A 15,466-nucleotide genomic window follows, 5' to 3' on the forward strand; every position below is an offset into this window, starting at 1 on the left:
CAGAAGCAAGTGAATTCACCTCTGGAGTTGACACCGGGACCATTCCGCGTCTGCGGAATGTAAAGGTGTTCCGGCCTATGCCGTTATCGCAATGAAGCGAACAGCGCCTTTTTGCGCTGTTAACAAGGGTGGTACCGCGAGTGCACTCGTCCCTTATTTTAAGGGGCGAGTTTTTTTATGGAACATAGTGAAGAGGAGTAGGGGGATGGAGGGAGCGTGGATATTTGGCAATCGCCTCGAACATGTACATTACATCGTCAGGAGAGGCGCCTATGCGGTCATCATTAACGACGGCATGGTCGCTGTCGTGAAAACGCCAACGGGATATTTTTTGCCCGGCGGTGGGGGGAAGGGACAGAAACATTGGGAAACTGTCTCAAGCGTGAAGTTTTGGAAGAAACGGGGTATAACGTCCGTATTCTCCAATTTATCGGACGTGCGCAAAAGTATTTCTACTCAACGACTTTTCATGACTATATGGCTAGCGATGGGTTTTTCTACATAGCAGAAATTACAGGAGAGCAACACTCCGTTTTCGAAAAAGACCACGAACTAGTGTGGATTCCACGCGAAGATATTCCAAAAGTGTTGTTCCATGAACATCAAGTATGGGCAGTCGAAGAAGCATTTTCTTTCTATGCCCGTTCGAATAAAGAAGAAAAGGAGGAGTTTTCCATGAAAGAACGGTTGCAGCAGCTTCAACAAGAAGCGCTCGAAAAAATCGAACAGGCTCGTGACTTGAAAGCACTCAATGAGGTGCGCGTCGCTTATCTTGGCAAAAAAGGACCGATTACCGAAGTGCTCCGCGGCATGGGGGCATTATCGCCAGAAGAGCGTCCGGTCATAGGCGCGCTCGCCAACGAAGTACGGCAAGCGATTCAAAACGCGTTAGAAGCAAAGCAAACGAAGCTCGAACAAGAGGAAGTCGAGAAAAAATTAGCCGCGGAAGCCATTGACGTCACGCTTCCAGGCCGCCCGGTCCGAAGAGGAAATCACCATCCGCTCACACGCGTCATTGAAGAAATCGAAGACTTATTCATCGGCATGGGCTATACGATTGCCGAAGGGCCGGAAGTCGAGAAAGACTACTACAATTTTGAAGCGTTGAACTTGCCAAAAGGCCATCCGGCGCGCGATATGCAAGATTCGTTCTACATTACCGAAGAAATTTTGCTTCGCACCCATACGTCACCGGTGCAGGCGCGCACGATGGAAAAACATCAAGGGCGCGGTCCGGTGAAAATCATCTGTCCGGGGAAAGTGTACCGCCGCGACAATGATGACGCGACTCACTCGCATCAATTTACGCAAATCGAAGGGCTTGTTGTCGATGAAAACATTCGCATGAGCGACCTGAAGGGAACGCTGCGCGAGTTCGCCCGCAAAATATTTGGCGAAGATCGCGAAATCCGTTTCCGTCCAAGCTTTTTCCCATTCACCGAGCCGTCGGTCGAAGTCGATGTGTCCTGCTTCCATTGCGGCGGTCATGGCTGCAGCGTATGTAAAGGAACGGGCTGGATTGAAATTTTAGGCGCCGGCATGGTCCATCCAAACGTATTAGAAATGGCTGGATTTGATTCGAAAAAATATACGGGTTTCGCGTTCGGCATGGGGCCAGAGCGCATTGCAATGCTCAAATACGGCATTGATGACATCCGTCATTTTTATCAAAATGACATTCGTTTCTTGCAACAATTCCATCGCGTATAAAAGGGAGGTTTGATCGATGTTTGTTTCCTATAAATGGCTGCAAGAATATGTTGATTTAACAGGCATCACCGCAAAAGAACTAGCCGACCGCATTACAAAAAGCGGCATTGAAGTCGAAAGCGTGGAAGTATTAAATAAAGGGGCAAAAGGCGTTGTCGTCGGGCATGTGCTTGAGCGCGAGCAGCATCCAAACGCGGATAAATTAAGCAAATGCCTCGTCGATATCGGCGAAGGGGAGCCGGTACAAATTATTTGCGGCGCCCCGAACGTCGCCAAAGGGCAAAAAGTAGCAGTTGCGAAAGTCGGTGCCGTCTTACCAGGAAATTTGAAAATTAAACGGGCAAAACTGCGCGGCGAAGAATCGAACGGCATGATTTGCTCCTTGCAAGAGCTCGGTATTGAATCGAAATTAGTACCGAAAGAATACGCTGATGGCATTTTCGTTTTTCCGAGCGACGCTCCGGTTGGCGCCGATGCATTGGAATTACTAAATCTAGATGATGAAGTATTAGAGCTCGGACTTACGCCAAACCGCGCCGATTGCTTAAGCATGATTGGCGTCGCGTATGAAGTGGCGGCGATTTTAGGCCGGGACGTGAAGCTGCCAACCATTGAGCTTCAAGAAAATGACGAAAATGTTCATGATTATATTTCTGTGCGCGTCGATGCGCCGGAAGACAATCCGTTATACGCAGGGCGTATTGTGAAAAACGTGAAAATCGGTCCATCGCCGCTTTGGATGCAAACGCGATTAATGGCGGCAGGAATCCGTCCACATAACAACGTGGTCGATATTACGAACTACATTTTGCTTGAGTACGGCCAGCCGCTTCATGCGTTTGACTATGACCGCCTCGGTTCGAAAGAAATTGTTGTGCGTCGCGCAAAAGCAGGAGAAACAATTGTCACGTTGGATGATACGAAGCGCACGTTAACGGAAGATCATCTTGTCATTACCAACGGTACGGAGCCAGTGGCGCTTGCCGGTGTCATGGGCGGCGCGAATTCCGAAGTGCGAAACGACACGACAACGGTGTTTATTGAATCGGCCTATTTCACGAGCCCTGTCATTCGCAAAGCGTCGAAAGACCACGGCTTGCGCAGTGAAGCAAGCACGCGCTTTGAAAAAGGCATTGACCCGGCGCGGACGAAAGAAGCGCTTGACCGCGCGGCCGCGTTAATGGCCGAGTACGCTGGCGGCGAAGTGGTTGGCGGCATTGTCGAGGCCAATACGCTAAAAGAGCAAGAAGTGACGGTCACCATTACGCTAGACCGCATTAACCGTGTGCTTGGCACGACGATTACGAAAGACGAAGTTGCCACGATTTTAACGAACTTGCAATTTGCGTTCATGGAAGATAACGGAACGTTTACGATTACCGTTCCGTCACGACGCCGGGATATTTCGATTGAAGAAGATATTATCGAAGAAGTGGCGAGATTGTACGGCTATGACCGCTTGCCGGCGACATTGCCAGTCGCGGAAGCGAAGCCGGGCAAACTGACAGCATATCAAGCAAAACGCCGGCAAGTACGCCGTTATTTAGAAGATGTCGGCCTGTTCCAAGCGATTACGTATTCTCTTACAAGCGAGGAAAAAGCGACAATGTTCGCGTTGGAAACGGCGGAACCGATCCGCTTGGCGCTTCCGATGAGCGAAGAGCGCAGCGCCCTTCGCCAAAGCCTGCTGCCGCACCTCTTGGAAGTAGCGAGCTACAACCGCGCGCGCCAAGTTGAAAACGTCGCTGTCTATGAAACAGGTGCGGTGTATCTGGCGAATGGCGACAACGAATTGCCAAACGAAAAAGAACGCCTCGCCGGAGTTGTAACAGGCGTATGGCACGCCCACTTATGGCAAGGCGAGAAAAAAGCGGTCGATTTCTATGTCACGAAAGGCATTTTAGACGGATTGTTCGAGTTGCTAGGTTTAACGAATCGCATTGAATATAAACAAGCAAAACGCGAACATATGCATCCGGGGCGCACCGCTGATATCTTGCTAGATGGAAAGACGATCGGCTTTGTCGGACAGCTCCATCCGGTTGTACAAAAGGAGTACGATTTAAAAGAAACATATGTCTTTGAACTTGCCTTGACCGATTTGTTAAACGCCGAAGTGGAAGATATCCGCTATTCGCCGATTCCGCGTTTCCCATCGATTACGCGTGATATCGCCCTTGTTGTCGATGAAAACGTCATCGCTGGCGAACTGCAAAAAACGATTATCGAAGCGGGCGGCAAATTGTTGAAAGAAGTATCGATCTTCGACGTATACAAAGGAGACCGCCTTCCAAACGGCAAAAAATCGATTGCCTTTTCGCTCCGTTACTACGATCCGGAACGTACATTAACAGATGAAGAAGTAACCGCCGTTCATGAAAAAGTCATTCAGGCGGTGGAACAGCAATTCGGCGCAACATTGCGCGGATAAAACAAATCCCCCATTTTATGCGAAAGCATAAGGTGGGGGATTTGTTGATTTTAGGAAAATTTAAATAAAACGATTGAAAAAATTTTTTAAGGAAAATTATGTCGAAAAACAAACGTTTATGTCAGAAAAACACTAAACATTCGTACTTAACATCTGACATTTCTTTCTTTTACAATAGTAAATGGCTAAATAAATGCTGAATTCATTAAGATTTTGTCATGTAAAGGAAGGTGTGAATATGTTCCTCGACATTGTAAAAAACGTCCTATTAAATTTGTTTTTTATTTTAATCCCAGTTTTCATTCTTGCATTATGGCTTGAGGAAAGAAACGCACCTGAAAAAATAAGGAAGTACATTTTAACACTTGCTTTTGCTATTATCATCATTCTTTGCATGACATTTCCTATCAATCCCAACATCGATGCGGAATATATTTACGATTTACATCAAGTGCCTCTTTGGTTGGGCAGTTTGTATAAAGGGCCGATCGCCAGCTTTTTTCTTTGTATGGTGACGATTGGCTACCACTCTTTTTTTGGCGGAAAAGAATTCATGCTGACCGCTATTACATCGGTCGCCATTATGATCGCCGGCATAGCCTTATCGAAAAAATTTTTGGCCTTGTCTTCCAAACAGCGCATTTTGCTTGCTTTTCTATTATCCGCTGTTTCCGAGATGCTCATGGTCGTTTTGATCCAATCCTTTCATCACACATTGCCGGCTTCTTCAGCGTTTTGGCTCTACCTGCCTATTCAGCCAATCAGTATGATTTTCACATGCTATCTTAAGGAAATTTTATACAAGAACAGCGTATTAAGAAAACGGATTATCCGCGCGGAAAAAATGGAAGTGGTCAGCCACTTGGCTGCTTCTATTTCCCATGAAGTACGCAACCCCCTAACGACCGCGCGAGGGTTTATACAATTGCTGGAGCAAAGCCATTTAACGCAAGAAAAGCGGAAACAATACATTCGCATTGCCATCGAAGAATTAGATCGCGCTCAAGCGATTATCACGGATTATCTTACATTTGCCAAACCTGCTCCGGAAAGCGTAGAAAATCTAAATGTGAAAACAGAAATAGAACGCGTCATCGATATTGTGCGTCCGCTGGCAAACATGAATAGTGTTGAAGTCCAAACGTCGCTTATTCCTTGTAACGTCAAAGGGGAACGCCAAAAACTTCAACAATGCTTGCTCAATATTATCAAGAACGCCATTGAAGCAATGCCAAATGGCGGCACACTCGAAGTTTACATTTCTATCGAAAAAGATCAAGTGCTGATCCGCATCTCAGATACAGGAGTCGGGATGACAAAAGAACAAATCGAGCGCCTCGGAGAACCATATTTTACAACAAAAGGAAGAAGAGGCACCGGACTTGGAATGATGGTCGTCTATCGAATTATCGAATCGATGGGTGGAACGATCCAAATTGCGAGCGAAGTCAACAAGGGAACGCAAGTATCCTTATATCTTCCACTCACTCAGTCTCTGCATACCCCATCTGTTGAGCAAAAACGTGACGCCTTTGTCGCTTTATGAGACGAATCACGAATCGGAAATTTGTCTTTCCAGCAGTGATTCCAAGCATAAAAATCACGGAAAAGCTGGTTTTAATGCAAAGATGCTGAACATAAATTGTACAGGTTTAACCAAAGTAAATAAAAATTAGATAATTGTTCATTTTTGTTGTGTCTCAAGAAGATTAAGTCAATTGTAAAATTGGACTTTATCTCATTTTCAATGGAGTGCTAAAAACTCTTTTTCAGTGATTTTAACATGATTAAACTCATTTTCATTAAGGTTAATCAATATCTAGGATCTAAGAAATTTTGTCAATATTTAGAACGTGGTAAAAAATGCATAATCGATTCATGAAAATCCACCACCTTGGAAATTATATACTGAGGTCCAACTACCATCCCAAGGGGTGGATATTAACATGATTTCTAATTGAGTTGCGGAACATGCAATGGATGATGAAATCGCTCCTCTTTTTGCAATCTTTGTTGCGATGCATCGGCCGACATTTTTTTACTGAAACGCTATACGCGGTAGGACGACCGCGAATTTCCAGAAAATCTTTGCTGAGATATTTCAAAATGTAAATAGTGTGGAACAAAGGATGTCGATCAAACAATTTTACGACATCTTTTTTATTTGCCTCGTTTCCTTTGTTTAAGCATAAGACGATTTTCGGTCGTTTATGTGTATGAAGAAAAGAAGAGTGACAAATTGACATTATTTTGAATATTAGTGTACTATATTACTAGTACACTAATTCACTGTTGTTGGAGGGGAAAGAATGAATCCGTGGATTGGCTTATTAAGAAAAGAATGGCGCATCTCGAAACTGTGGATAATAACTACGGTTGGAATCGTGATCGCTGTTAATATAGTGGCATATTTATTGGCTCTAAAATACGATGAGCCGGTAACGATGTTCTTTCCATCATTGATTGTCACATGCCTGCATGCTTTTTATATGTTGATATTTATGGCTCTCAGCTTGCAAACAGAAACGAAGCGGCTCCATTTATGGCTTCAAACCCCGCAATCGGTATTTCGATTAGTAAGCGCCAAACTGCTCATCGCGTTTGGCAGTCTGCTTGTTTCCTTGTTTGTTTCAGCGCTATTTACCTACATTGCGTCGCTTGAGATAAAAGAGAGGTATTTCCATGAGGAGATGTGGAATCATGAGCTTTTTATCCAAGCCGGTGTGCTGGCGGTTCTATCTATTGTGCTGCTATCTATCCATATGGCGATCTGGTGTTTGTTTTATTGGGTGATTTACCGCATCTGTAAACAAATGTTTCCAAAACTCTCGGGGTTGATCGTTGCGCTTATTTATTTTCTGTTAGGCTGGCTATTTTCGTTGTTTATGAAAACAAACGTATACGAATGGCTAACGGGATGGGGAAAAGTAGCGATGCCGGGGGTTGCGTTCAAATACGATACAACTGAAGGATGGATAATGATCGAAAAGATTGAAACGATAGCAATAGGAGTAATTGTTTTTTACGGTATTATTGCTGTTCTCGTATTTTGTGCTTCTATTTGGTTGATTGACAGAAAAGTTGAGGTGTAAGCATCGTGACAGAGGAATTTGATACAACGAAACCGATCTATATACAAATAATGGAAAAAATTAATAAGAAAATTGTGCGTAACGAATGGAAAGCGGGAGATAAATTGCCGTCTGTGCGGGAAATGGCTGTACAAACTGGAGTAAACCCGAATACGATCCAGCGCACATATAGTGAGCTCGAAAGGATAGGGATTGTGGAAACACGGCGCGGTCAAGGAACGTTTGTCACAGAAAATGTGGAAGTCATCGAACGGTTGCGTGAACAGCTGAAGCGAGATATTGTGGCTGATTTTATACGGAACATGAAAGAGCTTGGATTTACGATGAATGACATGATAGCTTCGTTAAAAGATTTCAGCAGGGGAGAGGATGGAGAGAAACAATGATTGAATTCGAGCGTGTCACAAAAAAATACGGTAATGTCATCGCATTAGATGATGTATCGCTAAGTTTAGAAAAAGGAAAAATCATCGGCGTCCTTGGCGCAAACGGCAGCGGCAAATCGACTTTTTTGAAATTGATTGCCGGGCTCGTTTTTCCTACAAAAGGAAAAGTGCTAGTCGATGGAATGGAAGTAACGAGAAAAATCAGCGGCAAAGTCGCGTATTTATCGGAGCTGGACGTCTATTATGACAGCTTTACGGTTCAGGATATGCTGGAGTTTTACGCTTCGCAATTTAGCGATTTCCACAAAGAAAAAGCGCATGACATTTTAGAGTTTATGGAAATCCAGCCTGATAAAAAGCTAAGACAGCTGTCCAAAGGCGGACGGGGCCGTGCGAAAATCGCTTTTACGTTAGCGCGGGAAGCGCCGATTTTATTGATGGATGAACCGCTGTCCGGTCTTGACCCGATGGTGCGCGAATCCATCGTCAAGGGACTGATTTCATTTGTCGATCTAGAACGGCAGACGATTGTGATGACGACACATGAAATCGATGAAGTGGAACCATTGCTGGATGAGGCGATTTTCCTCCGTGATGGAAAAGTGGCGGAGCTCGTCCACGTCGATGAATTAAGAGAAACAAGCCGCGATAGTGTAGTAAACCGGCTGAAAAAAATTTATAAGGGAGAGGAACGACCATGAATCCACTTTTGCAGTTGAAAAATGTCAGGAAAGATATTGGCAAGAAAACGATTATCCATGATTTGTCGCTTGAGGTATTTCCAGGAGAAGTGTTTGGATTTCTTGGACCGAACGGCGCCGGAAAAACGACAACGATTCGCATGATCGTAGGACTGATGGGAATTACTAGCGGCGAAGTGCTGATTAATGGAATTAGTATTCAAAAAGACTTTGAAAAAGCGATTCAACATGTCGGTGCCATTGTGGAAAATCCAGAGATGTATAAATTTTTAACGGGTTACCAAAATTTATTGCACTATGCGCGAATGACAAAAGGAGTAACAAAAGAGCGAATCGATGAGGTTGTCAAACTATTGGGTTTGGAAAAACGAATTTATGACAAAGTGAAAACATATTCGCTCGGCATGAGGCAGCGTCTAGGGCTGGCGCAAGCATTGCTTCATCGGCCTTCTTTGCTTATTTTGGATGAACCGACAAACGGGCTCGATCCCGCCGGCATCCGCGAAATCCGCGATTACTTGCGCAAGCTGGCGAAAGAAGAAGGGCTGGGGATCATCGTTTCAAGCCATATTCTGTCGGAAATGGAAATGATGTGCAACCGCTTTGCGATTATTCAACATGGAAGATTAGTTGGAATTGAATCGGTTCAGGAACTGTCAAAACAAGCTCAAAAAGTGCTGCTAACAGTAGAGCCGGTGGAACAGGCACTAACTGTGATCAAAAACATCTATCCTCATATGAACATCACATAGACAAAGCAAGGAATTGAAGTTTCCATTGATTATAAGGAAATACCAAGCTTGAATGCCGCCTTAGTGTCAGAAAATATCAAAGTATATGGCATTCAAGTTCTTACGAAATCGTTGGAAGAAAGATTTTTAGAAATGACGGGAGGTAATGAAATTGTCTAGCATTCTTTCATTAATTCAAAACGAAAATATGAAAATTTATCGCCGTATTGGCACATGGTTCATGATCGGGCTTCTTGCCTTGTCGGCATTAACGGGAGCGCTGATTATAAAAGCAACATATAAAGAACCGGCAAACTGGAAGGCCGAGGTTGCTTCGGAGATAAAGGGAATTGAAGCCCAGCTTTCTGAGGAAAAGGTGCCAAAAATGTATAAAAATCATCTCGAACAGCAGTTGAAAATCAATGAGTATCGTCTAGAGCATAATATAAAACCTGTGGCGTCCAATACGTTCTGGGGATATTTGGTAAATTCTGCAGACATTATTGTGCTGATCACACTGTTTACGATTATTGTGGCGGCAGGAAGCGTAGCGAGTGAATTCTCGTGGGGAACGATCAAGCTGCTTCTCATTCGTCCTGCCAGCCGCACGAAAATTTTGCTTTCGAAATACATTGCCGCCCTGTTGTTTGCGCTTTGCATGCTGCTATTGCTATTTGTTTTCTCGTCCGTCGTCGGCGCGATTGTTTTTGGAATCGAAAACATCCGCGAACCATATTTAGCGTACCAAAACGGAACGGTTGTTGAGAAAAACATGCTTCTCTATGTCATGCAAGTATATGCCTTAAATTGTGTTGATCTTGTTATGATGACGACTTTTGCGTTTATGATATCCGCGGTGTTTCGCAATCACTCACTTGCGGTTGGACTGACGACTTTTGCACTATTTGTAGGACCGCAGATTACGACGCTTCTTGCCATGAAATTTGACTGGGCAAAATATTTATTATTTGCCAATACAAACTTAACGCAATATATTGATGGAACGCCGCTTGTCGAAGGAATGACGATGCCATTTTCCATGATGATGCTGCTTATTTACTTTGTTATATTTAGCGTACTTACATGGTTTATTTTCCGGAAGCGCGATGTTGCGGCGTAATCGGTCCTATTCGTTTATGGAAACGATCCATTCCTTGGCCCTTGTTTTTTATCATGGTATGTGACTGCCAAGGAGATGGATTTTTTTATTAAATGTCCAAGCATTGTTTAGTGCAACGGAGAATGAGGTATATAACCAATTATTGTCCATTCTCATTTATGTATTTGTTATGCTTAAACGAGCAAACGCCGCTCGTTTACGAATCTATCGTTTCTTGTAATTTTATCTTGTAAAATGAAAAGAATATACGGAGGTGTTTTCAAATGGGAAATCTTATGGTAGAATGCCCAGGATGCAAACTGAAACTTCCTAGTAAAAATTTGGAGCCTTGCGACCGTTATCACTCATCCGGCGAGTGTTGGCAGCTTTACGGAGAATTAGCCGCATATAACATGTCAAAAAATGATCCCGGTTTCATCCACCAACTAGCCGTCGACGCCTACGGCGCGCAACATTCAGGAGGAGTGACGCGCAACATCACAACAGCATTTGCGCTCATCGGCTTATATTTATCCATTGAATGCGGATACACGGGAAGGCAAGTACAGAAAGCACACATGGAATTAGCCAAGCGGCGGCATGACTGGCCTCGCTTCGAACCACCTCATCAAACATATTCGCTGACGGTATTCGATGTGTTGCGTGTGGAACCAGGCAAGAAAAGAGACGAGATGCTTAAATCCTAGGCAGAAGATGTCTGGAAGAGCTGGGAACACTACCATAATTGGGTCAGAACAATCTGCCATCAATGGCTCCATAGGTGAAGCCTGTTTGTGTTTTCGGCATTATCGAAAAAGTCACATGGCTGCGGTTTGTTAAGTTTTTGGCATAAAAATAACAGTTGTCCTTTCTCAATACTTCTCTTTTGACTTTTTTTCTAGGAGATTGTTACATTGTTTAATAGTTAAATAATTAAACTATTTTTCACAAAAAGGAGTGATAGCTTGCGGTACGGAAACATTCAAGATTTAGTAGAACGATATTTGTCTGTTTCCTTTATCGTGATGAGAAAAGCAGCGGCGCTCGTCAAGTGCGAGCTTGATGAGGATATGACAAACGACCAATATTACCTGCTTCGTTACATAAAAAAGAAAATGAAATGCACATCAACCGAGCTTGCGTCCATGTTTGGCGTAAACAAAAGCGCGATTACGGCGATGACAAACCGCCTTGTCAAAAAAGGCTTGATTCAGCGCACGCGTGACCAAAACGACCGCAGGGTTGTTTATTTGACGTTAACGGAACGAGGGGACGAATGGATTACGGAAACGGAAGAAAAAATTCATAAATTAGTCGAGTCGTTCATAACCAAATTTTCGGAGAAGGAAATTGAAGCATTTATTCAAACGTATGAAAAGCTTGCCCGCATTTTGCAAGAGATGGAGGGAACATTGTGAGAGGAATCGTAAAAGGAAAATGGTTTGTGCTGTTGGCGTGGATTGCCGCTCTTGTCGTGCTGATGGTGACGGCGCCGAACATGGCCGACCTTGTCCGCGAGAAAGGGCAGCTTAGCGTGCCAAAAGGATATTCCTCTTCGCTAGCGATCGATATTTTAAACGAAGTGCAAAAGAAGGAGAACAAAGGAAGCGAACTGTCAACGGCGCTTGTGTTTTACCGCAAAGGCGGGCTGACGGACAACGATTGGAAGGAAGCAGAGCGTGCCGTTGAACAGCTGGAAGCGCAGAAAGAGGAGCTCGGGATTACCGAAGTTATTTCCCCGTTTAAAGAAAAAGAATTGAAAGATCAACTTGTTTCCAAGGATGGCACGACGATTTTAACGTCCGTGAAGCTGGAGCGGAACGGAAGAAGCACGAAAGAAATAAGCAAGGCCCTTTACAAAGCGATTGATGACATTTCTGTCGAACATTATTACACGGGAGGATGGATGATTGACGAAGACGTTGTCGTCAGCTCGCAGAGAGGGTTGAAAAAGACGGAAGGCATTACGGTTGTGTTTATTTTAGTGGTGCTATTTGTCGTGTTCCGTTCGTTTGTCGCGCCACTTATTCCGCTTGTCACCGTCGGGATGACGTATTTAGTGTCGCAGTCGATCGTTGCTTTTCTTGTGGATCAAGTGAATTTTCCGCTGTCTACGTTTACGCAAATCTTTCTAGTTGCTGTGTTGTTTGGAATTGGGACGGACTATTGCATTTTGCTGTTAAGCCGGTTTAAGGAAGAACTTTCACAGCATGAAAACCGCACGGATGCCATTGTCGCCACATACCGTACCGCAGGAAAAACGGTATTGTTCAGTGGAATCGCGGTGATGATCGGGTTTGCCGCAATTGGGCTGTCGACGTTTAAGTTGTATCAATCGGCTGCCGCGGTCGCGGTTGGTGTCGCGGTGCTGCTCGTTGCGCTGATGACGTTGGTGCCGTTTTTTATGGCGGCGCTTGGCCCAAAGCTGTTTTGGCCGGTAAAAGGAAATTTGGAACATAAACAAAGCCGATTGTGGGATGCCGCAGGCCGGTTTGCGTTTGCCAGACCGTTAATTGCGTTAGGCATCGTTGCGGTCATTACCGTTCCCGTATTGGTGACATATGAAGGGAATTTGTCGTTTGATTCCCTTGAAGAAATTGGTGACGACTATGCGTCCGTCAAAGCTTTTAACGTTATTGCCAAAAGCTTTAATCCTGGCGAAGCGATGCCGACGCAAATCGTCATGAAAAACGATGAAGCGATGAACTCGCAGGAGTATTTCGCATTAATCGAAAAAATTAGCCGTGAAGTCGAAAAAATCGATGGGGTGGACAAAGTACGTTCTGTCACGCGTCCGACAGGAAAACCGATTGAACAATTGTTTGTCACCGAGCAAGCGAAAAACTTAAAAAACGGTCTTGGACAAGGAAAAGAAGGGATTGAGAAAATCAGCTCTGGACTAAGTCAAGCGAGCGAACAGCTCTCTGTGTCCGCGCCAAAATTAAAACAAGCGACAAAAGTTATGGAAAAGATTGTATCAGGGACGGAGCGGCTCAAAATGGGGGTCGGCGATCTGCAAAAAGGGCTGGCACAAATTGAGCAAGGCATTCGCAGCGGTTCGATGGGAGCTGGCGAAATCAAAAAAGGATTGACAACAATCCATGACAATGCGAAAAAGTTAAAGCGAGGCGCTGAACAGTTGCTGCAAGGCTATGAAAAGGCGGGCGCCGGTCTCTCTTCGCTTGTCAGCCAGTATGAACAGCTGCAAGAAGGCATGAACGTCTTATCGGGGCAATTATCCTCGGTAAGCGCATCGTTGAACCGTATTGAGCAAACACATCCAGAGTTGCAGCAAGACCGCGAATACCAGCGGGCAAAAATGGTTGCTGCAGAACTGGCGAAACAATCACAACAAATGACTGCTGGTTTTGTACAATTAAATACTGCGCTCAAACAGGTGAGCGATGAGGTGCGTCAAGCGAATGGCTCGTTTACGCAGCTTATCAGCGGCCAAAAAGCATTGATCGCTGGCATGACCAAGCTGATTGCCGGGCTTGACAAGCTGCAAAAAGGGATGGATAAAGCAGCAAACGGACAGCATCAAGTCATCGAACGCCTGCCACAATTGGCGAATGGATTAAGCCAGGTAAATGACGGGCAAGAACAGCTGTTGCAAGGCTTTTCGCAGTTAGACGGGCAAATGAATCAATTAATTACAGGACTGGATCAAAGCGCGAACGGTCTTCGGCAAGTATCGAAAGGCCTCGGTTCCGCAGAAAGCTATTTATCCGAGCTTTCGTCTTCGCCAAACGAAGAAATGACAGGCTGGTATTTGCCGAAACAAGTGCTTGAGAGCAAAGAGTTTGCCCAAGCACAAGATGCATATATGTCCAAAGATAGAAAAGTAGTGACGTTTGATGTAATTTTTGATGAAAATCCGTATTCGACGTCAGCGTTAAATAAAATCGATGATATTAAACAAGCGGTCGCGCGCGCGGTCAAAGATACGAAACTCGAAAACGCAAAAGTTGCCGTTGGCGGAGTGACAAGCATTTATTCTGATTTGCACACCATCTCGTCGAATGACTATTCCCGCACTGTCGTGTTGATGCTTGCCGGCATTGCGCTTATTTTAATCATTTTGCTTCGTTCGCTGATCATGCCAATGTATTTAATTTTATCGCTTATTTTGACATACTACACATCGATGGCGGTAACAGAGCTTATTTTCGTCCATGGACTTGGATATACCGGCCTAAACTGGGCGGTATCGTTTTTCGCGTTTGTCATCTTGATCGCGCTTGGCATCGACTACAGCATTTTCTTGATGGACCGCTTCAACGAATATCGTGACAAGACGGTGCAGGAAGCGATGCTTCTGGCGATGCGCAATATGGGAACGGTCATTATTTCCGCTGCTGTCATTTTAGGCGGGACGTTTGCGGCGATGTATCCGTCCGGCGTCTTGTCGCTCTTGCAAATCGCGACGATTGTTCTTACAGGATTAATTTTATACGCGCTTGTTGTGCTGCCGCTCTTTGTCCCTGTGATGGTGAAAACATTTGGCAAGGCAAACTGGTGGCCGTTTATGAAGTAAAGGCGGTGCTCTGGCAGGGAGCCCGCTTTTTTGAGCATATTTATTGGTGTTTTTGTAGAAGGTAATCTATGATAAAAGTACGAATTCGATAAAAGGAGGAATAACCAATGACCAAGCGTGTGCTGATGGTGGTTACCAACCATACAACGATTACCGACGACCATAAAACAGGGCTTTGGCTCGAAGAATTCGCCGTTCCGTATCTGGTGTTTAAAGAAAAAGGATATGACGTAAAAGTAGCAAGCATTCAAGGCGGGGAAGTACCGCTTGATCCGCGCAGCATTGAAGAAAAAGATCCAGCTTGGGCAGAAGCTGAAAAAGAGTTGAAAAACACTGCCCGTTTGAGCAAAGACGATGCAACTGGGTTTGATGCGATTTTCCTTCCTGGCGGTCATGGGACGATGTTTGATTTTCCAGATAATGAAACATTGCAGTACGTTCTGCAGCAATTCGCTGAAGATGGAAGAATCATTGGCGCCGTTTGCCATGGTCCGTCTGGTCTTGTCAATGTGACATATAAGGACGGGACGCCGCTTGTCAAGGGAAAGACGGTAACGTCGTTTACGGATGAAGAAGAGAGAGAGGTGCAGTTAGATCAATATATGCCGTTTTTACTTGAATCGACGTTGCGCTTAAGAGGCGCCAATTTCGTCCACGGTGAAAAATGGACAGATTTCTCCGTGCGTGACGGCAATTTGATTACCGGGCAAAACCCGCAATCCAGTAGAAGCACGGCGGAAAAGGTTGTTGAGGCGCTGGAGGAGAAAGGAAAGTAAAGA

The 15,466-nt window shown here is 44.8% G+C and carries 11 protein-coding genes, 2 pseudogenes and 1 other annotated feature (1 of these 14 running past the window's edge); all 13 genes and pseudogenes read left to right on the forward strand.

Features of this window, described 5'->3' with window-relative positions; all coding sequences use genetic code 11:
* Nucleotides 1-157: a binding site (T-box leader), on the forward strand; it begins 80 nt to the left of the window's first position.
* Between the two features lie 233 nt (nt 158-390).
* Nucleotides 391-525 (forward strand): annotated as a pseudogene (locus tag HT574_RS19940) (NUDIX domain-containing protein); the annotation flags it as partial.
* 150 nt (nt 526-675) lie between these two features.
* Nucleotides 676-1,710 (forward strand): phenylalanine--tRNA ligase subunit alpha, encoded by a 1,035-nt coding sequence (gene pheS / locus HT574_RS11560; RefSeq protein ID WP_175244900.1) that lies wholly within the window; start codon nt 676-678, stop codon nt 1,708-1,710.
* A 16-nt stretch (nt 1,711-1,726) separates the two neighbouring features.
* Nucleotides 1,727-4,141 carry a phenylalanine--tRNA ligase subunit beta gene (gene pheT / locus HT574_RS11565; RefSeq protein WP_175244720.1) on the forward strand — a complete coding sequence of 805 codons (2,415 nt, stop codon included), beginning with the start codon at nt 1,727-1,729 and terminating at the stop codon, nt 4,139-4,141.
* 238 nt (nt 4,142-4,379) lie between these two features.
* Complete coding sequence (locus HT574_RS11570; RefSeq protein WP_175244721.1) at nt 4,380-5,687, forward strand: ATP-binding protein; 1,308 nt, start codon at nt 4,380-4,382, stop codon at nt 5,685-5,687.
* 763 nt (nt 5,688-6,450) lie between these two features.
* Nucleotides 6,451-7,233, forward strand: coding sequence for a hypothetical protein (locus HT574_RS11575; RefSeq protein ID WP_175244722.1), 783 nt, complete (start codon nt 6,451-6,453; stop codon nt 7,231-7,233).
* A 5-nt stretch (nt 7,234-7,238) separates the two neighbouring features.
* Nucleotides 7,239-7,619, forward strand: a complete 381-nt coding sequence (locus tag HT574_RS11580) for a GntR family transcriptional regulator (RefSeq protein WP_175244723.1) — start codon at nt 7,239-7,241, stop codon at nt 7,617-7,619.
* Nucleotides 7,616-8,320 (forward strand): ABC transporter ATP-binding protein, encoded by a 705-nt coding sequence (locus HT574_RS11585; RefSeq protein WP_175244724.1) that lies wholly within the window; start codon nt 7,616-7,618, stop codon nt 8,318-8,320. The genes HT574_RS11580 and HT574_RS11585 overlap by 4 nt, the downstream gene beginning before the upstream one ends.
* Nucleotides 8,317-9,231, forward strand: a pseudogene (locus tag HT574_RS11590) (ABC transporter ATP-binding protein). The gene HT574_RS11585 and the pseudogene HT574_RS11590 overlap by 4 nt, the downstream one beginning before the upstream one ends.
* Nucleotides 9,224-10,171 (forward strand): ABC transporter permease, encoded by a 948-nt coding sequence (locus HT574_RS11595; protein ID WP_175244725.1) that lies wholly within the window; start codon nt 9,224-9,226, stop codon nt 10,169-10,171. Before HT574_RS11590 ends, HT574_RS11595 begins: the two are co-directional and overlap by 8 nt.
* A gap of 263 nt (nt 10,172-10,434) precedes the next feature.
* On the forward strand, nt 10,435-10,857 hold the full coding sequence (locus HT574_RS11600) for a DUF5946 family protein (RefSeq protein WP_175244726.1): 423 nt from the start codon (nt 10,435-10,437) through the stop codon (nt 10,855-10,857).
* A gap of 258 nt (nt 10,858-11,115) precedes the next feature.
* Nucleotides 11,116-11,568: a MarR family winged helix-turn-helix transcriptional regulator gene (locus tag HT574_RS11605; RefSeq protein WP_175244727.1), complete on the forward strand. Its 453-nt coding sequence runs from the start codon at nt 11,116-11,118 to the stop codon at nt 11,566-11,568.
* Nucleotides 11,565-14,687, forward strand: coding sequence for an MMPL family transporter (locus tag HT574_RS11610; protein WP_175244728.1), 3,123 nt, complete (start codon nt 11,565-11,567; stop codon nt 14,685-14,687). The genes HT574_RS11605 and HT574_RS11610 overlap by 4 nt, the downstream gene beginning before the upstream one ends.
* Nucleotides 14,688-14,794: 107 nt before the next feature.
* Entirely contained in the window at nt 14,795-15,463 is a 669-nt protein-coding gene (locus tag HT574_RS11615; RefSeq protein WP_061579356.1) for a type 1 glutamine amidotransferase domain-containing protein, read from the forward strand.
* The last annotated feature ends 3 nt before the right edge of the window (nt 15,464-15,466 follow it).

Origin of the sequence: Parageobacillus sp. VR-IP (assembly GCF_013357975.1) — a bacterium.
GTDB lineage: Bacteria > Bacillota > Bacilli > Bacillales > Anoxybacillaceae > Saccharococcus > Saccharococcus caldoxylosilyticus.